The sequence below is a fragment of the Oceanobacillus sp. E9 genome (assembly GCF_001741975.1).
In the GTDB taxonomy this organism is placed as follows: Bacteria; Bacillota; Bacilli; order Bacillales; family Amphibacillaceae; genus Oceanobacillus; species Oceanobacillus kimchii.
In genome coordinates this window covers 12,666-33,707 of record NZ_LSNA01000006.1, presented here as the reverse complement: position 1 = coordinate 33,707, position 21,042 = coordinate 12,666, and the positions used below count along the sequence as shown (strand labels likewise).

At 37.4% G+C, this 21,042-nt stretch carries 19 protein-coding genes; 1 reads left to right on the top strand and 18 read right to left on the bottom strand.

Annotated features, from left to right (window positions below):
- Positions 1-141 precede the first annotated feature (141 nt).
- The 16 genes from AQ616_RS07190 to AQ616_RS07115 form a co-directional block, all read right to left on the bottom strand.
- On the bottom strand, positions 142-894 hold the full coding sequence (locus tag AQ616_RS07190) for an HpcH/HpaI aldolase family protein (RefSeq protein WP_069685384.1): 753 nt from the start codon (positions 892-894) through the stop codon (positions 142-144).
- Positions 895-900: 6 nt separating this feature from the next.
- Positions 901-1,644: an alpha/beta fold hydrolase gene (locus AQ616_RS07185; RefSeq protein ID WP_069685383.1), complete on the bottom strand. Its 744-nt coding sequence runs from the start codon at positions 1,642-1,644 to the stop codon at positions 901-903.
- A 101-nt stretch (positions 1,645-1,745) separates the two neighbouring features.
- Positions 1,746-2,360 carry a cupin domain-containing protein gene (locus AQ616_RS07180; protein WP_069685382.1) on the bottom strand — a complete coding sequence of 205 codons (615 nt, stop codon included), beginning with the start codon at positions 2,358-2,360 and terminating at the stop codon, positions 1,746-1,748.
- Between the two features lie 44 nt (positions 2,361-2,404).
- Complete coding sequence (hisD, locus tag AQ616_RS07175; protein ID WP_069685381.1) at positions 2,405-3,679, bottom strand: histidinol dehydrogenase; 1,275 nt, start codon at positions 3,677-3,679, stop codon at positions 2,405-2,407.
- Positions 3,680-3,735: 56 nt separating this feature from the next.
- The gene (locus AQ616_RS07170) at positions 3,736-4,572 is read right to left on the bottom strand and encodes a carbohydrate ABC transporter permease (RefSeq protein ID WP_069685380.1); all 837 of its coding nucleotides are present in this window, start codon (positions 4,570-4,572) and stop codon (positions 3,736-3,738) included.
- A complete protein-coding gene (locus AQ616_RS07165) occupies positions 4,572-5,450 on the bottom strand; it encodes a carbohydrate ABC transporter permease (protein WP_069685379.1) in 879 nt (292 codons plus the stop codon). Before AQ616_RS07165 ends, AQ616_RS07170 begins: the two co-directional genes overlap by 1 nt.
- A gap of 54 nt (positions 5,451-5,504) precedes the next feature.
- Positions 5,505-6,806, bottom strand: coding sequence for an ABC transporter substrate-binding protein (locus tag AQ616_RS07160; protein ID WP_240490488.1), 1,302 nt, complete (start codon positions 6,804-6,806; stop codon positions 5,505-5,507).
- A 66-nt stretch (positions 6,807-6,872) separates the two neighbouring features.
- On the bottom strand, positions 6,873-8,144 hold the full coding sequence (locus AQ616_RS07155) for an ester cyclase (protein WP_069685377.1): 1,272 nt from the start codon (positions 8,142-8,144) through the stop codon (positions 6,873-6,875).
- Between the two features lie 44 nt (positions 8,145-8,188).
- The gene (locus tag AQ616_RS07150; protein WP_069685376.1) at positions 8,189-9,622 is read right to left on the bottom strand and encodes an aldehyde dehydrogenase family protein; all 1,434 of its coding nucleotides are present in this window, start codon (positions 9,620-9,622) and stop codon (positions 8,189-8,191) included.
- On the bottom strand, positions 9,619-10,827 hold the full coding sequence (locus tag AQ616_RS07145) for an iron-containing alcohol dehydrogenase (protein WP_084822441.1): 1,209 nt from the start codon (positions 10,825-10,827) through the stop codon (positions 9,619-9,621). Before AQ616_RS07145 ends, AQ616_RS07150 begins: the two co-directional genes overlap by 4 nt.
- A 37-nt stretch (positions 10,828-10,864) precedes the next feature.
- Entirely contained in the window at positions 10,865-11,641 is a 777-nt protein-coding gene (locus AQ616_RS07140) for an SDR family NAD(P)-dependent oxidoreductase (protein WP_069685375.1), read from the bottom strand.
- Between the two features lie 31 nt (positions 11,642-11,672).
- Positions 11,673-12,695, bottom strand: coding sequence for a LacI family DNA-binding transcriptional regulator (locus AQ616_RS07135; protein WP_017798099.1), 1,023 nt, complete (start codon positions 12,693-12,695; stop codon positions 11,673-11,675).
- 333 nt (positions 12,696-13,028) lie between these two features.
- Entirely contained in the window at positions 13,029-14,372 is a 1,344-nt protein-coding gene (locus AQ616_RS07130; protein WP_069685374.1) for a GntP family permease, read from the bottom strand.
- 94 nt (positions 14,373-14,466) lie between these two features.
- Positions 14,467-15,654, bottom strand: a complete 1,188-nt coding sequence (gene rhmD / locus AQ616_RS07125; RefSeq protein WP_069685373.1) for an L-rhamnonate dehydratase — start codon at positions 15,652-15,654, stop codon at positions 14,467-14,469.
- Positions 15,655-15,718: 64 nt separating this feature from the next.
- Entirely contained in the window at positions 15,719-16,744 is a 1,026-nt protein-coding gene (locus tag AQ616_RS07120; RefSeq protein ID WP_017798103.1) for a zinc-dependent alcohol dehydrogenase, read from the bottom strand.
- Positions 16,745-16,766: 22 nt separating this feature from the next.
- The gene (locus tag AQ616_RS07115; protein ID WP_069685372.1) at positions 16,767-17,678 is read right to left on the bottom strand and encodes a fumarylacetoacetate hydrolase family protein; all 912 of its coding nucleotides are present in this window, start codon (positions 17,676-17,678) and stop codon (positions 16,767-16,769) included.
- Between the two features lie 359 nt (positions 17,679-18,037).
- Here AQ616_RS07115 and AQ616_RS07110 point away from each other — a divergent pair, with 359 nt between their 5' ends.
- Positions 18,038-18,820 (top strand): IclR family transcriptional regulator, encoded by a 783-nt coding sequence (locus AQ616_RS07110; protein WP_084822440.1) that lies wholly within the window; start codon positions 18,038-18,040, stop codon positions 18,818-18,820.
- 258 nt (positions 18,821-19,078) lie between these two features.
- Here AQ616_RS07110 and AQ616_RS07105 read toward each other — a convergent pair whose 3' ends face one another.
- Positions 19,079-20,392, bottom strand: a complete 1,314-nt coding sequence (locus AQ616_RS07105) for a YdcF family protein (RefSeq protein ID WP_069685370.1) — start codon at positions 20,390-20,392, stop codon at positions 19,079-19,081.
- Between the two features lie 385 nt (positions 20,393-20,777).
- Entirely contained in the window at positions 20,778-20,894 is a 117-nt protein-coding gene (locus AQ616_RS20185; RefSeq protein WP_416375726.1) for a nucleoside-diphosphate sugar epimerase/dehydratase, read from the bottom strand.
- Between the last annotated feature and the right edge of the window lie 148 nt (positions 20,895-21,042).

The window sequence follows — 21,042 nt, the reverse complement described above, 5'->3', positions numbered from 1 at the left end:
CTAAAAAAATGTTCATTTTCAATCATCTATCTGTATCTCCTTTAAGCAAGAAGAAAGTACATCTCGAATTTTAGTACTCATACCAATGCTAATAGAACATTCATTGTGAGCCGAGATGTACTTTGTTTTTAAAACATTATCTTAGTTTTTAGAATTTGATACTACTTCTTTTAAAGCATCTGTTATTATCTTATTCGTTACAACGGAAACATAGCTAGCTCCTTGATTAAAAGCTTTTACAGTTGAAGCTGTGTCAGATGCTACTAATCCCATCTTTATATCATGGTCTTTTGCTCTTTCAAACAGATTTGATATTATATCTTGTACCCCTGAATCATTAGGGTTATCATAGCCTAAATTAACAGCTAAATCTGTTGAACCAATAAAAGCTATATCAATTTCATTTACAGCGATGATTTCTTCAAAATTTTCTACAGCTTCCTTTGTCTCAATGTGTACAGATATAAGATTATCTTTGTTTGCTTGATCTAAATAAGACCTTCCGCTTAATGTTCCATATTGTGCTGCTGGAATAGAGTAAGCAACTCCCCGCATTCCAATTGGAGGATACTTGGCTTTGGAAACAACTTCCTCTGCCTGCTCTCGATTATTGACCATTGGTACCTGGATGCCTTCCGCACCACTATCTAAAGCCTTTTGCACAGATGAAGGATCGTAGGAAGTGCGTACTACTGGTGACATATTTGTTCGTTTCGCAGCACGTATCATATCTGTAATTTCAGATTGACTGAATGCCCCATGTTCGTTATCAATCACAACGAAGTCATACCCATTAAAGCCAAGCATTTCAACAAGTGAGGGATTATATGAGTTTACAAATCCCCCTAAGACTTTTTCATTGTTAAATATTCGTTGTTTTAGTCTTTTAGTCATTTACTCTCATGCTCCCTTTAAGCTATTTTGCTGTAGCCACTCTTTTAATTTACGGGAAACTTCCATCGGATTATCTAAGCTGCTCAAGTGTCCCGCATCTTTGACTATCGTCAGTTGAGAATTTGGAATTTCCCGAACCAGTTCATTGCTCATTTCAACAGGGCAAACACTATCTTCCAGTCCAACCATGACGCTCACAGGACATTTAATCGAAGGCAGTATTTTAAACGCATCAGGACGATGCATCAATGCTGTCATCTGTCTTTCCATTGCCTCCGGTCCGACTTCCTCTGCCATATCTATTATCGCTTGACTAAGTGATGAGTTCTGACTAGACTGGCGTATTAATCCCGGCATTAAGTAGTCCTTTGTTATACTTGTAAACTTTCCTTCTTTGCTCATTTGAATGAACTTATTCCAAGCTTCAATTTGAGCACAAGTAGGAGACCTTGGATTCGTATCCAGCAAAGCTAGCTGTGTAACACGTTCAGGGGCTTGTCTCATAATTTCAATTGCAACGATCCCCCCCAATGATAATCCTGCAAGTGCAAAGGTTTCAGGAGCTTTATCCAAAACACTCGATGCCATATCTTCTATCGTATTGTCTTGAGTTAAATCCCCAACTTGAATAGCTGCTATATCTGCTAAATACGCTATCTGATGTTCCCATAACTTTTCATTACAAAGTGTGCCAGGAAGTAATAGTAGTGGGATTTTATTGTTCTGCTTTAAATAACTTGCTTTTTCCAAGGATAACTCACCCTTAATAAAAATTTTCTAACTGTATCTATCTGAGTATAATAAAAATCGATTACTTACAGTTCATACTAGTAACATAGCTGCTCTTAGATTTATATTTCACCCATTTTTAATTTTTTGGCCATTTCTTCTTCAAGCTGACTAAAGTTCTCTGGAGCTATCATTTTACCTTTATCATCTACACGGAAGTTATATTCTTCCCCTTTTTTCACTACTTTTGGATCCCAAATTGGATCTGGACGATCGAATACTTCGTGCTGCTCTAAGATAGAGAATAACCAAGCATCTTCTTCCGCAATATTTTCAAAGCCTCTATACATATACGGAGGTAATGAAATCATATCCCAAGGCTTTAAGATTGTTTCTCCTTCAATTTCGTCTTCACTATTTCCCCAGTAGAATCTCCACTCACCTGTTAGTACGAAGAATGTTTCAATATACTCATGCGTATGGAATGCAGGGCCGTTACCTTTAGGAGCCTTTACCATACCAATTTGAAAGCCATGCGGTTCTGTAATTACCGGATTATAATTTTCATTTTCACTTGCTGTGTCACCAATCAAAGCATAATTAAGCCGGTTATGTCCTGGAATAATACTATCGATAAACATCAATGGAATTGCTTTATCCTTAATTTCATCAAAACGTACTGTCCAATCTCTTTCAATTGTTTCCTTTGTGTAATTTGTCTTTTTAGTAGTTGTCATTGTAAATTCCTCCTTAGAATATGTGATAAATCGATTTTATTGTTTTATTTAGAAAACTCTGCCTGCGCTTTTCGTTTGAATGCAGACAAATGGTGTCCCTCTAAACCTTCCATCTCTGACTGTCGACTCGCATGCGTTGCCAACGTGTTTACGCCGGGTCCAGTAATCTCTTGGAATGTCGCTACTTTGACGTAACTTCCAACCCAAAGTCCGCCGGTATATCTACCACCACGGTTTGTCGGCAATGTATGATTCGTACCCGATACCTTATCAGAGAACACAACCGAACTATTCTCACCAATAAATAGAGAACCGTAATTGTGAATCTGCTCTACCGCTTCTTCTGTCTCTTTTAAATGAAGGTGAAGATGCTCGCCTGCAAACTCATTACACACTTCAATTCCTTCTTGAATCGAATCGACTACAATAATTTCGCCCATCTTATTCCATGACTCATGAGCTGGAGAATTCTCATCAAACTGCTCTAATAATTTCTCTACTTCTAGCATCGTGTTTTCTCCTAATTCTTTGGAAGTGATAATTAAGATGGCTCTCGCATTCGGATCATGCTCTGCTTGTGCAAGTAAGTCTGCAGCAATAAGATCCGGTTTTGAAAATTCGTCAGCAAACACCACAACTTCACTTGGTCCTGCCACTAGGTCAATGCCCACTTCTCCGAATACTTGTCGTTTCGCTTCTGCAACGAAACGGTTACCTGGTCCGGAGATGACATCTACTTGTGGAACACTTTCTGATCCGTATGCCATCGCAGCTATTGCTTGAGCGCCACCAATCGCAAAGATCTCGGTAACTCCCGATTGCTTTAATCCGTAGATGATTGCTGGATGAATGCTGCCATTGTAATTTGCAGGACTACATGCAATGATACGCTTTACACCAGCTACTTTTGCTGGGGCAGCTACCATTACTCCACTAGACAATAATGGGAATCTTCCGCCTGGCACATACGTACCAACAGTTTCCACTGGGATTAACTTATGTCCCAAACGAATGCCATCTCCAAAATCTCTATCTAATGGAAGTAAGCAATCCAATTGCGCTTTCGCAAAGTTACTCACGCGCTCTACTACGTTATCTATTAAACTCTTTTGTTCATCTGTTAAACTCGCAATCGCACTCTCGATTTCTTCTTCAGATAGACGAAGTGACGTACGATCGTTATTGCCAAACTTCTTCTCGTATTTATGAATTGCCTCATCACCATTTAATTGGATATCTTTAATAACATCCTTTACCGTTTGTTCCGTTGCTACTGATGTTTCTGTTTTTATGTTCGTTGACTTTTTTATATACTCCACAAGTACATCTCCTCTTCACAACAATTTTTAAGTTAAACGATTGATAGCTAAACTACTTATTTAATCGCACCTGCACTCATTCCTTTTACAAATTCCTTACGTACAATAAGCATAAAGATGATCGTAGGTATAACATAAATCACTCCCGCAGCTGCCATTTCATTCCAAACTACTCCGTTCTCACCAATAAAGTAGGAAAGTGCTACTGGAAGTGTAATTGCTTCTCTACTTGTTAGAATTAACGCAAACATAAATTCATTCCATACGACTACAAAACAGAATACCGTCGCTGTAATGATTCCTGGCTTTGCAATTGGCAATACGATATTCCACAAGATTCGTAATCTACTAGCACCATCAATTGAGCCAGCTTCCTCCATATCAATGGGAATGCTATCCATAAATCCTTTAATTAACCATATTGCATATGGAATCGTATGTCCTAAGTTGACGATAATTAGCGCAATCGTCGTATCCAATAGTCCCCAGTTACGGAATGCAGAGAAGAAAGGGATAACATTTACAATTAACGGGATGAATTGTGTTGCCAATATTGCAAACATTAGTAATGCTTTACCCGGTATTTTGTAACGAGATATGCTGTATGCAGCTAACACACTTACCGGTAACGTGATAATTAGCGTAAAAAATACAACGATAATACTGTTCATGTAATATTTGCCAAAATTATTCTCCGTATTGAAGATCGCCCGGAAGTTATCCAGTGTCGGTTCAAATATGAGACTAAGCGAATATACATCTTCTCCGGATTTAAACGACGTGATTAGAATCCAAAGTATTGGGAAAAAGAGAAAGGTAACAACCAACAAAACACCAAGTAACTCAGCAATTGAAATGAACATTTTTTTACGCTTTAAGCTATTCGCATTCATTAGTTCCACTCATCTCCTTTCACCAATTTACGCATGTATACAAGCACAAATCCAATTGTGATAATAGCTAAGATGTATCCGAGTGCTGCCCCGTAACCCATATCAAAGTATCTAAACGATTGCGTGTACACGAGGAAGTTCAGTACTTCCGTTGAATTCCCTGGTCCACCGCTTGTTAGCGTTACGATTGGGTCAAATTGCTTCAAGGAGAACATCGTCATTAAAATCGTTGCGATGAGCACAATTGGTTGAATCATCGGTAATGTAATTCGGAAAAAGGTCTGAATGCTATTTGCTCCATCCATTTTTGCTGCTTCATACACTTCCTTTGGCAGACCCATAATGCCACTGATAAACATCAATGACATAAATGGTAACCAGATCCAGACCACCACAGAAATCAATGCAATCATCGCTGTTACTGTATTACCTAACCAAACCACATCTGCTAGAGGAGGAAAGAAGAAACCGACGATCGCAGAAAACACACCATAGTCAGGGTTCAACATGAACCTCCACGAATACCCGACAAGAGCGGGACTTAAAGCAAATGGAATAATTAGTATTGCTCGTAAATAAGAAATATATGTTTTCTCCTTACTTAACAGTAGCGCTACCATGATCGCACAACTAATTGTCACAAGGACTGCCGCTACAGTAAATACCAACGTTACCCATGCACTATTCCAAAAATTCGGGTCACTGAACGCTTTTACATAGTTATCAAACCCGATAAAGGCGCCCATTTTCAAACTTTCGGTAAGCTTCCATTCATGAAAACTTATCCAAAGCGATCGAATTAATGGAAAAATAGTAATTATAGCCATAATAAGCAACGCAGGAGCTAGAAGAATATATTTGAAATATTTATTACCCATTTTTCTCCTCCCACCTAATACGCACTCCGTATCAATTATCTCTAATGTGATTACTTAATCCTCTAGTATTCTTTCAATCTCCTCGGCTGCCGCATCAAGCTCCGTCTTCGCGTCTTCACCTGTTGCAATATCCGATATTGCTCGGCTTAAGACCGTCGATACTTGTGGCCACTCTCGCAACGTAGGGAAGATTTTCGCATTTTCAAAACTATCTCCACCTATATTAAAGAGGTTATCTCCAGCCTCGTTTAACTCCTCATCTCTCAAGTTTTCAAGCTGCACGATATCCGTTGAAAATTGATCCGCTGGCACTTTATCTTCAAGCGAGTCCATGACAATACTCTTTTCATTCTCTGGTCTACTTAACCACTCTATGAACTTCCATGCCTCTTCCTTCTTTTTCGAGCTTTCCATCATTGCAATTGGGAATGTAGAAATACCAGATACTTGCTCTCCACCTTCCCATGTAGGAACGGTAGTAAAGCCGACATTGCCGCGAACTTCTTCAGCGGAGGAGTCACTCTCATTAAAATCAGAGTACACCCACCACCAGCCAATCCACATTGCTGATCGTCCTTGCTTAAAATGTGTTCTTGACTCTTGTTCATCAAAGGAAACCGCACCTTTTGGAGCCAAGCCATCCCTTAATAAATCAATGTATTGTTCTGTTGCCGCGATACCTTCTGGGCTGTTAAAAACTGGTTGGTTATTTTCATCTAAGATTTCAGCACCATTTCCCCATAAGTACGTCGCCCAAATGGACAAGTTCTGCCCATTCTTACCGGCTTTAAAATAAGGAGTTATTGCACTCATATCCGTCTCTTCGGTAATAATATCACCAGCTGCTTCTAAGTCCTCCCATGTCTTAGGTGGGTCAATGCCTAAGTCTTCAAAAACATCTTTTCTATATAATAAAATTTGTGCGTTCGCACGTAATGGAACGCTATAAATTTTATCTTCAAAAGTGGATAACTCCACAATTGAGTCCGGGAACCGATCAAAGAAGTCTGCATCTGCGTACTCATTCAATGGCTCTAGGAACGTCGATAAAGAAGGACCCATTACATCCAAATGCGTTACTAAATCAAACGTTGGCTTTCCAGATATTCCTTCTGCTAAAATTCGATCTAGTAAACTTTCATATGGTATTCCAATAAATTCTACTTCGATTCCAGTCTCCTCGGTGAACTCACTACTCCTAGCTTTCCATTGGTTAAACTGGCCGATATTCCCCTCCGTAACCGCAATAGTTAATTTATCTTCCTCACTTTCTGCATTGTTAAGCGAACAGGCAGCTAAGAGAGAAACCAAAGTAAGGAGAAGGATAAACAACATAAGCTTCTTCAAACGAATCACCTCATCGTTTACATTTTTCAATATATTTAGTTATAAATCATATAGGAAACGTTATCGACATCCCGCTTAGGATACGCCAGTAAAGTTGCCATCATCGATTCCATGACCTTCACTTTCACTACCTCGATCTACATCATTCTCTGTGTAAATTTGACGTAACACTTCCATACCATCAAATAGCATCCACTCTTCAAGGATCTTTTCATTTCTCACTTTGTAATGGTTCATTCCATGGATTTCGATTGGCTTACCACTCGGCGCTCCGAAGTATCCAATACCACTGTGCAACCCTTGAACTCTCCAACGAACCGCTACATCCCAGTCCCCTTCATTGTTACGCTTATTACACGTCACACGCTCTACAATTACTTTGGAGTTTGGAACGGACGCGAATAGATTAATAAACATACCTTGAATCTCGCTTTGACCGACCATATCCTTGTTACACACATAGTGAAGAACCGCATTGTTATCATAGAAATCTTTCACTTTATTAATCGAACGACGGTCCCATACTTGATTGAAAAGCATTAGCATAAAGTCACCAATCTCAAATCCATCATGTTGTGGCACATACGCTCTTGGCTGCAATCCAGATTCTGCTGACTGAGAAACACTGAACTGTAACGATGGAGCAAGTTTGCTCGTTTGTTTCGCCGTACGCTTCGCAATCTCGATTGGATCATATCCTAACTGCTGAACCAGATGGAATGTATCCATTACTAACCACTCTTCATAAATCTTGTTTTCATGAATCAAGCAATCTGCTGTTGTACGGAATACGACTTTGTTTCCTGTAGCCGGACCATATAACGTATCTCCTAAATTCGTCCCAATCGATCTACCTCTATGAGATGTGAAGAATCCCTCTTTATCATTACCTGACCAGACAATACTCCAACCAAGACCCGTACGATCTGGGAAAGATTGTAACGTTTGGAGTGTACCTGCAACTACTTCATTTACCCCGTGGCTATTGATTAAGCCTCTGTGGATTTGTACTCCATGGCTGTACGTATCGTAAATAAGTCCAATATCTTTCTCTTTCCAAATTTGTCTTGTAATACGAACGATATAGTCGATGATGTTATGGTAGTCGCCGAAACCTTCCATACTTTGTTTCTTAATATGTTTTGTATCAATCTCCAAATAGTCATCATCATCTTTAGAATCGACCATATTAACATCTGAACTATCCGCATAGAAAACAAGTTTCGAAAGATCAGTCTGATTCGTCTTCGTTTCTTTAACCGGTTTACTGCTCTTAGGCTTCTCTACTGCATATGTTTGTTCTTCCTTTTCCTTCGTTGCAACAGCACTGCTTTTTGTATCTTTCATTATGAAATCTCCCTTTCTATCAATTGATATTTTTATTTAAAAACTTAATTTAAGTTCATTACACCTAGCTTCAACTCAGACATCTCATCCATCGAGAATCGAATGCCCTCACGGCCCGTACCGCTATTCTTCACCCCACCATATGGCATATGATCGACACGGTAAGTAGGAATATCATTGATAATCACGCCACCTACTTCCAAATCATCTACAGCTTGAAACGCTTTTTGAAGTGAATCTGTAAATACTCCCGCCTGCAAACCATATTGCGAATCATTCACTAACTCCACGGCTTCTTCCCATGTCTCATACTTGTTCACAACCATAATCGGAGCAAAAGCTTCATCTCTAATGACTGAGAAATGAGAATCGATATTGGTTAGAACAGTCGGTTGAATGACCGAACCGGATCTTTCGCCACCCCTTGCAACCTGTTCTTTACTCACCTCTTGAATCCACTTCTCCACACGCTCTGCTTCCTGCTCGTGAATGAGTGCAGATACGACGGTGTCCTCGTTTAATGGATTTCCTACTTTAATGTCTTCTACTTCTTTGGTTAGTGCATCCATAAACGCATCGTAGAACTTATCTTTTACATAGACACGCTGTACAGAAATACAAGTTTGTCCAGAGTATGAGAATGCTCCGTTCGCACATTTGGCAGCAACCTCCGCTAAATCATCCGCGTGATCAAGAATCACTGCAGAGTTTGAACCTAATTCCAACGTCACTCGCTTGAGGCCTGCTTTCTCACGGATACCTTTTCCTACTGGAACACTTCCAGTGAACGTGACCATCTTAATATCTTCATGCGTCACAAGCGCATCACCTACTGTTCTTCCAGAACCAAACACTAGATTTAATGCTCCTTCTGGTAATCCCGCTTCCTCAAAGATTTTTGCTGTCATAATCGCACTTAATGGTGTTTGAGATGCCGGTTTTAAAACAACAGTATTTCCCATGGCAAATGCTGGGCCTAACTTATGAGCTACAAGGTTAAACGGGAAATTAAACGGTGTGATTGCTGCGATAACACCAAGTGGTTCTTTCTTTGTAAAACCGAATCTGCCTGCACCGTTTTTCGCTGCATCCATCGGAATTACTTCTCCAGCAATTTTCTTCGCTTCCTCAGCTGCAAATTTATATGTTTCTATCGTTCTCTGAATCTCACCTCTCGCCATCTGTATAGGCTTTGCGTTTTCAAAAGCTAAGATTTTCGCACATTCTTCCTGCTTTTCTGTGAAAATGGCAACGACTTTTTCTAAAATCGTGGAGCGTTCTAATAGTGTTAGTTTCTTCATCTTATCCGTTGCAGCTTTCGCACTTGCAACAGCTTTTTCCACAGTATCCTCATCCGCTAATGGGATATGCGCAATTACTTCTTTGTTGTAAGGGGCAATTAAATCGTAATGCTCTTCTCCTTCTATCCACTCGCCATTAATAAAGAACTGATGTTGTTTTACTTCCATCGCTATCATTCGCCTCCTTCATAAGCATCTTCATAAATACGAAGAATCTGCTCTTCACTTAAACGATAAGGTGTATTTGATAACAATCTTTTAACTTGAGATGCCTGCTCTGCTAAATTAGGCAGGTCGGATTGTTTCACTCCCAATTCCTTTAAAGAAGTCGGTAAGTTTAAATCTTTCAACAGTTTCATCAAATAATTGACTACCGCATCCAGCGCCTGATGTTTAGAGTTACTAAAATCACCAATTTCTATGAAAGAAGCAACTCTGACCATATCGTTAGTACATGTTTTTCCAATAACTTTAAAAACATAAGGCATTAAAAGAGCATTTGCTACACCATGTTCAATATGATACGTCCCTCCTAACGGGTAAGCCATTGCATGAACAGCTCCAACACCTGCGTTTGCCAATGAAACTCCTCCCAATAGGCTTGCCCAACTCATTCCTGACCGATCCTTTATATTGCTGCCATTATGTACAGCATTTGTAATGTGTTTTGCAAAAAGTTTCATTGATTTTTCAGAATAAATCCGTGTCTGTTCTGTAGCATTTGTCGATATATACGATTCAATTGCATGAGTGAAAGCATCTACTCCTGATGCCGCCGTCACCCTTGCAGGACAGGAAAGCGTTAATTTAGGGTCTACGATAGCTGTATCAGGTAACAAAGCAGAGCTGACAATTCCTTTTTTCACACCTTCTTCTTCATCAGCAAAAATAGCATTTTTCGTTACTTCTGCACCTGTTCCAGATGTAGTTGGCAGAAGTACACAAGACATGGTTCGATCTTCTATTATTTTATTTCCACTGAAGTAATCCTCTAGGTCTTTTTTATCCTGTAGAGCAGCACTTGCTTTGGCAACATCCAGCGCACTTCCTCCACCGATTCCTATAACAAAATCAGCTTCCGATTGGTTTAGTATTTTGATAGTTCTTTCGACCAATGCGAAAGTCGGTTCTCCCACAATATCTGTCATTGTTTCTATCGGTATTTCAAGCGGTTTCAATACATTTTTTAATTCATCTACTAAGCCGGCTTTTTCAACTCCTTTATCACTGACAATAAATATTTTTGAAGGTTTTTTAGCTAAGACCTCGTCTTTAATTGTTACTAAAGCTCCTTCTCCAAAGCGAATAACGCCTGGTATTTGAAAATCATTAAATGTAACGATACTTTCTGCTTTCTTTTCTTCATTCATTAATACTGTCAAATCCTTCTCCACCTTTCTTGAATCCGCATTCAAAAAATCACCAAACAGTCCATCCGCCATCTACAATCAGCGTTTGACCAGTTACCATATTAGATGCATTTGATGCAAGATAAACAAAAGCACCAAATAAATCTTCTTCTTTCGCCAATCTTCTTAAAGGAATACGATTTAATACATCATTTTTAAAATCCTTATCAACTAACATTTTTCTTGTCATCGGTGTTTCAATAAAAGTTGGTGCTACAGCATTTACATTTATGTTGTAAGGGGCCCATTCAATTGATAATGATCTGGTTAATTGAGTGAGTGCCCCTTTACTAGAGGCATATACAGACCGTTTATAATAGCCAACAAAAGCCATTTGCGAGGAAACATTGATAATTTTACCTTGCTCAGCAGCTTTCATATATTTCCCTACGGCTTGGCTGATGAAAAACACGCTTTTTACATTTATATCGATAATTCTATCCCAATCATCTTCCGTAACCTCTTCAGCTTGCTTCGGGATATTCATTCCAGCATTATTAACCAATATATCTATCTTGCCAAAATACTTATATACCTTTTCTACCACACTTGGAATTTCATTAATATTTGTTAAATCAATTGGAATCGGCAAAGCTTTCTGCCCAATTGCTTCAATTTCTTTGGCAACATCAGACAATTCCTCTTCATTCCTTGCCATTAAGGCAACATCTGCTCCATTTTGAGCAAACAACAACGCAATACTTCTCCCAATCCCCTTACCGGCTCCAGTAACAATAGCCGTTTTCCCAGATAAATCAAAAAGTTCGTGCGCTTTGTATTTAACCATTTCCTCACCTCGTGGAATATTCGTATTTATTTTAATGATTGTTGACACCTGTTGTTTTACGAATAATTAATTCCGGTTCCAATGTAATTTTATTTGGATCATTGCTTGAATCAGTATTATTAATTAATAATAATAATCTCTCTAATGTCAGTACGGCCATCTCTCTTTTCCTTTGAGAGATTGTGCTTAAGCCAATGTAAGGGTTACTTGCAATTTCGATGTCATCAAAACCAATAACGGAAACATCAAATGGAATATGCCGTCCACTTCTAGCAGCTGCATCCATTATAGCCAATGCTATTTGGTCTGTTGAAGCAAAAAAAGCAGTCGGCATATCTTCTTTTCTCATTAGATTCAAAGCGAATTGAAATACCTTCTCATAGCTTACATCTCCTTTATAAATTAATGACTCATCATATTCTAAATTATTTTCTTTGATTGCTTCTTTGTATCCTTCAAATCGTTGGTAGAAAGTAGAATATATAGCAGGTCCTGAAATAAAGGCGATTTTTCTATGTTTATTCTCAACCAAATGATTAACTGCCATCTTAGCCCCTAATTTATTATCTACTTCTACATAATGGCTTTTTTCAATACCATAGATTCGTCGATTATAAAAAATGATGGGAAATCCTTTGTCATAGAACTCTCTTATTTTCTGGTTATCCATACGGATTGAAGCAACAATAATACCATCTACTCTTTTTCCATTAAGGATAGATATTGCTCTTTGAAAACTCTTTTCATCTGTCTCCGAATCGATAATGATGACTTCATAATCATATTTCTGAGCTTCTCTTAAAATAATATGTGCTGTTTCTGCATAAAAAGAGTTTGAGATGTCCTCTACAATTAATCCAATTGTATTTGTTTTTTTACTAGCAAGGCTCCTCGCAATTTCATCTGGTGAGAATCCTAAGGTATTAATTGCATCGTGAACCCTTTTCCTTGTCTCCTTTCGTACATGTGGGTAATTATTAAGAACTCTTGAAACGGTAGTCTGTGAAACCTTAGCCAATTTTGCAACATCGTAGGCGCTCACTCTTTCATTCATAGTATAAAGTCACCTCACATGAATGCGGATTCAATCATTTGAAAGCGTATTCAATTCATTTTATTTTAATTTATCACACGATTATGTTTTTTGCAATATTTTTTAACTTTCGATATTATAAAAGATTTTTTTGCAATTTTCACAGATGGAACTGTTCTCTCTTAGAAATTCTAAAAATGTTAATGCATATAACGGGTACACATAGATTACGCAATATAACTCCGTTACATTCAATATTATTGGTCTTCTATCCATATGAAAAGCCTCCTTTTACACCGAAATGAAAGTGTAAAAGGAGGCAGTTTATTCTTTCTTTAAAGGATTATTTTCTTTCTAGAAAATATGTGCACCGATTAAAGTGATAATCAAGACGACAATACCAGCAATGGCCTCACTAGTAGTATACGTTTTCAGTCCGCCTTTTACACTTAAACCAGCAATTTTCGTAGTAATCCAGAATCCACTATCGTTTACATGGCCTAGCATTAATCCACCTGATAGAGAAGCCATAGCTACCCAAACAGGATGAACATCTACCCCTGTAACAACACCTGCCATGATAGTCATAGTTGTTATTCCAGCAACAGTACCAGAACCAGTTATCGTACGGAATAATACACCCATGAAAAATGCTAATAAAATAACACTTAATACAGATTGTGCATCACTTACAAATATGTCTAGGATAGCTTGGTCAATACCAGTACTTTGAATAATGGCGCCGAAAGCACCCCCTGCGCCAGTAATTAATAATACAATACCAGTTGCTTGCATTGCCTCCGAAGAAGATGCATCTCTTTGTTTCTTATTAAGCGATTTTGCTGCTACAAAGTATGCAGCAATTGCACCAATGAGTAAAGCTATAATTCTATCACTTAAAAACGTAATAATTTCTGGATTTTCATCATAGATAACATTCCCTACTGAACCTAACAAAATCATAATACTTGGTAAAATGATTGGTATAATCGCTATCCATGCAGAAGGAGGATTATCTGGAATCTCCATTTTACCGTATGGGTTATCCATAGTAGAATCCTCATCGGTTTCCTTTTTCCAGAAACCTTTATCAAGAATAACGAAGAAAATTTTTATCGTTACCAAGGTGGCGATGAAGCCAACGATTGCACCTATAGAAATCATAATACCTAAATCGAAATCTAAAATACTAGCAGCTGCCAAAGGATTTGGTGTAGGCGGTACCAAAGTATGAGAAAGTGCTGCCCCAATCACAATAGCCCCTACTGGATATGGTAGTGGCTTATTTAGTTGTTTTCCAATTTGCACTGAAAGCGGTACCAAAATTAAGAAAGCAACATCAAAGAAAACGGGTATAGCTAATACGAATGCAGCAAGCCCAATAGAATAAAGTGCTAGTTTTTCAGATGTCTTCGTTACAATTGCATGAGCAATTGAATATGCACCACCTGAATCAGAAATCAACTTACCTAAGATTACTCCTAACCCGATTGGAATACCGAGGTCTCGCATCATACTACCAAAACCATTGGAAATTCCTTCAATCGTTCCAACTAACCCCAAACCAGATGCAATACCCATGAATAAACTAGCGATTACTAAGGCCATGGCAACATTCAATTTAAAAAATACAACAACTCCCAACATGATGGCTAAGGCTATTACCAAATAAACAATCAACATCATATCTTCCCCCATAAAAATTCCCCCTGTAAAAAGGCGCTTACCTCCTAGCAACTAAATAGTAATCAGTAAAGTTTGCTGAAATAGCGCCTATTTATTCATAATTTTCTTATGCGTCTTTAAATACTTGTGTTAAATTAGCATCTTTTGATAATGTAACTCCGAAACCTGGTCGATCATCTAGCTTCACCTTTCCGTTTTCAGGAATAACTTCTCCTTCTAACAATGGGTAGTATTGTGGAACTACCTTGTCAGCATTTGGACTCATTACTAGATATTCCGCAAACGGACTATTCGTTTTAGTAATTACATAGTGATAGCTGTATACACCGCTACCATGCGGAATGACATATTTACCATAGCTTTCTGCAAGATTACCAATCTTAATAAGTTCTGTTAGACCACCACACCAACCTACATCTGGTTGTAAGATATCTAAATCTGTAAATTCTAATAACATCTTAAATCCATAACGTGTTGCTTCATGCTCTCCTCCAGTTATCATCATATTGTTAGGAGCACGTTTCTTCAGATCGCGGTATGACCAGTAATCATCTGGATTAAAGCATTCTTCAATCCAACGAAGACCATATTCATTTGATTTCTCCATCAGCTTTTGTGCGTATGGTAAATCAAGTGCCATCCAACAATCCCACATAAGCATGAATTCATCGCCTACTTTTTCACGCATAGCAGCTAATTGATCAATATTCTTTCTTAGTCCTGCTTCACCATCAGCTGGCCCATAAACTAGTGGCATTTTTCCGCCAATAAAGCCCATCTCTTTTGCTAAATCTGGACGAGGTCCGGTTGCATAACAGGAAATTTCATCTCGAACCTTTCCACCAATCATTGCATATACAGGCTCTTGTCTTATTTTCCCTAGTAAGTCCCATAATGCTAGATCAACCGCAGAAATGGCATTCATGACGACACCTTTTCGCCCATAGTACATCGTAGCCCGATACATTTGATCCCACATTTTTTCTACTGCTTCAACAGGTTGTTCAACGATAAAGCGATCTAAGTGGTTCATCACGATCCAAGCTGCCGGATAACCTCCAGTAGAGATCCCAACTCCAACTTCCCCATTATCAGATTCCACTTCAACTACGATTGTCTTTAGTGCATTAATCCCAAAACTTGTACGTGTCTTTTTATATTCAGGATAAATACTCATTGGAGTAGCAATTTGATTGACAATCCAATGTTCTTCACCTTGATCATGATAGTCACCTCCGCCACCGCCAACAACATAGGCGCGAATGTCAACAATCTTATGTCCTGTTACGCTCATCATATATTCCTCCTCAAAATTGTTTTATATTTAGTGAAAGTTCTTTGAATACCATCTAAGTTTTTTATCTATTTAAATCAAGAAAAATTTTACTACTTTTCACTTTACCTTCTACTAAGTCCATAAAGGATTGTTGTCCATCTTCCAAGCTCCTAACTTCTGTCCATCCTTTTGGCGTAATCTTTTCCTCTATTAATAACTGAACAGCATCTAGGAAATCTTGTCTTGAATAACAGAACGAACCAAGAACTGTAATTTCACTACGTATATAATGATTAATCGGAACAATCGTCTCATCAATTCCTAGACCAACATTCATAATTACACCGCCTGGATTAACCACATTTGCAGATTGTGTACGTGTTGGTTGAAATCCTACTGCATCAATTACAACATCTATCCCCTTATAGCCTGTAATTTCATTTAATTTATCTTCAAAGTCATCTTTAGAATTATTTAAGGTGTCTTCGATCCCTACTTTTGTAAGCGTCTGTAGCCGGTCTTCATTAATATCCGCTACAATAACTTTATTTGCCCCAAGTTCCTTTGCTACAAATGCACTCAGTAACCCAATTGCTCCGGCTCCATACACCAAAATATTTGGCACCGTATGCATACTGATTGCACGTCTTATTGCCCTGAATGTACATGCTAATGGTTCTGCTAAGGAAGCTGCAAAGGAATCAAGCTCTTCTGGAATCTCAACGATAGAACTTCCGGGAACTGCTACATATTCTGCAAATGCTCCTGAACGATGAATTCCGATGATTTCTCTATGTTCACACTGTGTTTCATTGCCACGAATACACTGTTTACAAGTTCCACAAGTTAATAGTGGATTAACGACTACTTTTGTTCCTTTTACAATCCCTGTAACAGATTCCCCTATATCCGCTACACGTCCACTAAACTCATGCCCCATTACTAGCGGAGGTATACGCAAGCTGTTATGCCCTAGAAACCCTTCAATCTCTGATCCGCAAAGTCCCACTACATCTACTTTAACGAGTACTTCATCTTGTTTGACTTCAGGTATTGGTCTTTCCTCGATATCCATTTCCTTTGGCCCGTTCCATGATAAAACTTTCATTAAAATCTCCCCTTAGTTGTTATTAATCTACCGTGTTTTCTAATACCCCTATGTTTTCTATCTCGATCGTGCATGTGTCACCAGACTTTAAGAATACTTGTGGATCTCGAAACACTCCAACCCCATGAGGTGTTCCAGTTGCGATAATATCTCCTGGTTCAAATGTAAATCCTTTTGATAAGTAAGAAATGATGTAAGGAATGTCAAAAATTAAATTAGTTGTATTAGAATCTTGTAATTTCTCCCCATTAAGCTCCAATGTAATATCAAGCTGATGTGGATCTTCAATCTCATCCTTTGTAACAATCACAGGACCAATTGGCGCAAATGTATCGTAGGATTTTCCACGAACCCATTGTACATCTTCAAATTGAATGTCTCTTGCACTTACATCATTGATAATTGTGTAACCAAATACATAATCAAGTGCTTCTTCTTCTGTAATATTTTTTCCTTTCTTTCCAATTACCACTGCTAATTCTGCTTCATAGTCAACTTGCACAGATTCCTCTGGTAATTTAATTGCATCATCAGGACCAATAATACAAGAAGCCCATTTGGAAAAAATCATTGGCTTTTTCGGTGGTTCTACATCTTGTTCAATACAATGATCCATATAATTGTTCCCTACACAAACTAATTTTCCAGGACGGTTAACAGGAGCCAGAATCTTTACATCTTCCCATTTGTAGGTAACTCCGGATAACGAATCTATATTCTTCTCTGCCCATTGCCATACCGATATGATAGATTCCATAACTTCTTCGTTTTGAATAACTAAAGAGTCTAAATCATTCAAATCATACTCCATTAACAAATTTTCATCATTCGCTTGGTTAAACTGCTCAGTTAATTTTTGCAGATCATAAACTGTTTCTTTTTGTTGAATACCTACTTTTGCTTGTTCATTGTGTTGAAATGTGAGTAACCTCATATCATAACCCCTTTTCTCAAATTTGAATTAATAGAACCTAAACTGATAACGCTTCCATTAAACTTTAAAAAAACATCAGTAATTTTTTACTTTGATCAATCTTTTAGTTTAATATAGTAAACTAAGTTTTTGTTGATAAACTAATTATAGGTCAACATTATTTTATTGTCAAACAATTCCCGCATTTATAATTGCATTCTTAACTTATTTACAATTAGCAAAGTAGAATTCATCTGCAGAATAGATTGCCTAAATATTGAAAAATTGACACTTAAATGAATTCTATAATAGAATATAGCTAAGTTTTCTTTATTAAACTAAGTTTATTATTTTAAAAGAATATGAGGGTGAATAAGAAATTGACTAAAAAAAAGTATTGGGTACCAGCTCTTGAGAGAGCAAATACTGTTATTGAAGAAATAGCAAATTCCCCACATCAATTGAGATTAATCGATTTATCAAATCGTTTAGAAATAAACAAAAGCTCGATGTTTTCTTTATTACATACATTAGAAACATTGGGATGGGTCACAAAGGATAAAAGTGAAACATATGCATTGGGGTCTGTATTGGGATTCCTCGGAACAACCTATTTAAACCAATTTAATATTTTGGAAACGTTCGCTAATGAAGCAAGAAAATCAATCGAACAAGTAGATGAGCATATCCAGCTGGGAAAATTAATTGGAAGTGATGTGTTTTACATTGGAAGAGAGGAAGGAAGCTCACCAGTACGACTAGTGACAGATCCTGGCACACGTTATCCTGCATACGCATCTGCAATAGGAAAAATTCAATTATCTAAATTTAACTATGAAGAATTGAAAACAGTATATCCGGAAGGCGAATTTGAAAGAAAAACCGAGTTTACTGTACGTAATGTAGATGAGTTATGGAAACAAATTGAACACGCTAAAAAGGATGGATTTGTAATAGAGGAACAAGAAGGAGCACAAGGATTTTATTGTGTTGCCGCACCAGTTTTTAATCAAAGTAATGAAATAGAATATGGGGTCAGTTTTACTATGACTGAGCATAGCTGGAAAAACAAGAAAACATTAGCTACGGAAGAAATTATTAAGTTAGCGAATAAGTTATCTGAGAATGGTGGGTCTTTTTCGGTTTCTCGTGGAGGGAACTAGTTCGTTTAGTGATAACTTTTTAATGAAGATAGTTGGCGAATGAAACATGGAATAACTATATTTGGACAACAAAGTATTTCAAATTAACAAGTAAACATTGTGTCATCCTACTTAACGGTTACAATAGACTGAATTAGTCTTATATGTCTGATATAGGTGCTAAGTTCTAAACTTGATTATAAATACTACGAGAGACAATTAAGCTCCCGTAGTATTACTCTTTATTAACCTTGTTAATCTAAACCTCAAAAAATTCCATCACCATAATTCTTCTAATAAATATTCAGTGTTACGCATTAGAAAATCATATGCATAATCAGAAATCAGCTCTTTATCTCGATGGTATTCCAAAAGATTTTGAAAACCATTTAAATGCTTCAACAATTTTTCCCTTTGCTCTGTTTCTTCATAACGTTTCAGCGCGGTAAGATGAACTTCCAACGACCTTGCCACATTATCATCGGCAAATTCCCCTTCGTCCTGTAAGTTCTTCACTTGTTGTTGCATGCTATCCAGGGATGGCGCTTCAACACTAACATTTATATTTTTATCTATAGTTTTGCCGTTTTCTTCATAATGAATGGTTAGTTCTTGGTCGCCTATTATAGTTGAATCGAAACCTGTAATCTCTGAAAGCTCGGTAACATCTCGTTGATAACCATTATCATATCCTGCATAAACGTTTACATTTAATTTTTCATGTAAGATGTATTCTAAATCACCCTCAATCTCCAATTCCTCTAGTTGAGAAATTGGCAAGTCTATAGATTGCTCTACCCCGGCTATTTGATACATTCCTCTTATTTTTAAAGAAAGTGATTCTTCTGTTTTATCTTCTCGATACCAACCAGTATTACCCTCTCCCAAAAACTCAATGGGAGATTTTTGAAGTTCTTTAGCTTTTAGCTGAGACATGGTGTAATAGAATATACTGCTCCTCTTCAAGTGATATTGGCTGGTAATCATAGAAAATGAATCTATATCATCGTATTGATTGTACAAAATCTCAAAACTATTCGAGGCGTTTTCAACAGTATTTGAGCTTTCATTTTCTACAATGATTCTGTCTTCAGAAAGACCATGATCCACTAACCAGTCATGCATTCGATCGCCTTCAGTCCAACCATTTTTCTCTACTCCTCCGGTTACTAGAACATAAGCATTAGGGTATTTTTCTGCACTATTTAGAGCAACTTCTAATCTACCAATTAATTCGTCTTCCATCTCACCATTACTATCTAAAGCAAATCCTAAGACAACAAACACATGGGTATTATCTTCTGGCAATCCATCAGGAGCTACATTTAAATTTTCCTCCATTTCATTCTCAATCCAGTCCCACTGTTCAATGACTGAATTCCATATTTTATAATCTTCCGGAAATTCTTCTTCCATTAGATCGAGCGTTCTTAAAACGTCTGTACGTGCTTCTTCACCATAATAATATATTAATTCACTTATTCGTTCATCCAGGCTTTTTTTATTGTTTTGAGTTTCTGCTGACACAGTTGAAAAAGATAGAAAACTGAAGATCAATAGTGTACTGATAAAAATCATATAAATTTTTTTCATTTATTACACCTCGCTTTGTTCTCTTTCAATTATTTTTCGCAACTTTAACCATCTTTCATCCTTTTAAAGATTTTATTAACGGCTAGCGTCTTCTACACCTCCCTTGGGATTTTATGCTGTTAGTTATGGGAAATATTCAAATAACAATATGAATTTACATTGCAAGAGAAAACATACCACTAGGGAGGGGTCAGTTGTTGTATACTATAAATCTAATCGATCCACTAGTGGTCCAATAATTTTATAAACAATAAAAATCTAAAGAAATTAAAATAATAAAAGCGATTAAATAGATAATTAACCCTCTTGTATCATCCTTTCATATAAAAGAAAGAGAGATGAATTTTCATTCACCTCTCTAAATAAATGCAGTTATACTTTCGCTTTAACACCATAAGGCAACCGGGTAAATCTCTGATTGTTGGTGATCATTTTGAAGCTGACGAGCAATCATCGCTCCTGCTGACCCAGCACCAATGATTAGAGTACATTTTTGATCCATATTTTTTAATATAACGATCTCGAACAATTCTCCACATAAATCGAGAACCGCCAATTAACATAATATGTAATAGCCACGTAATTACTAAAGCTCGACGATAAACCATTCCATTGGTTATTAATTGTACAACTGCAACAGATAAAACAGT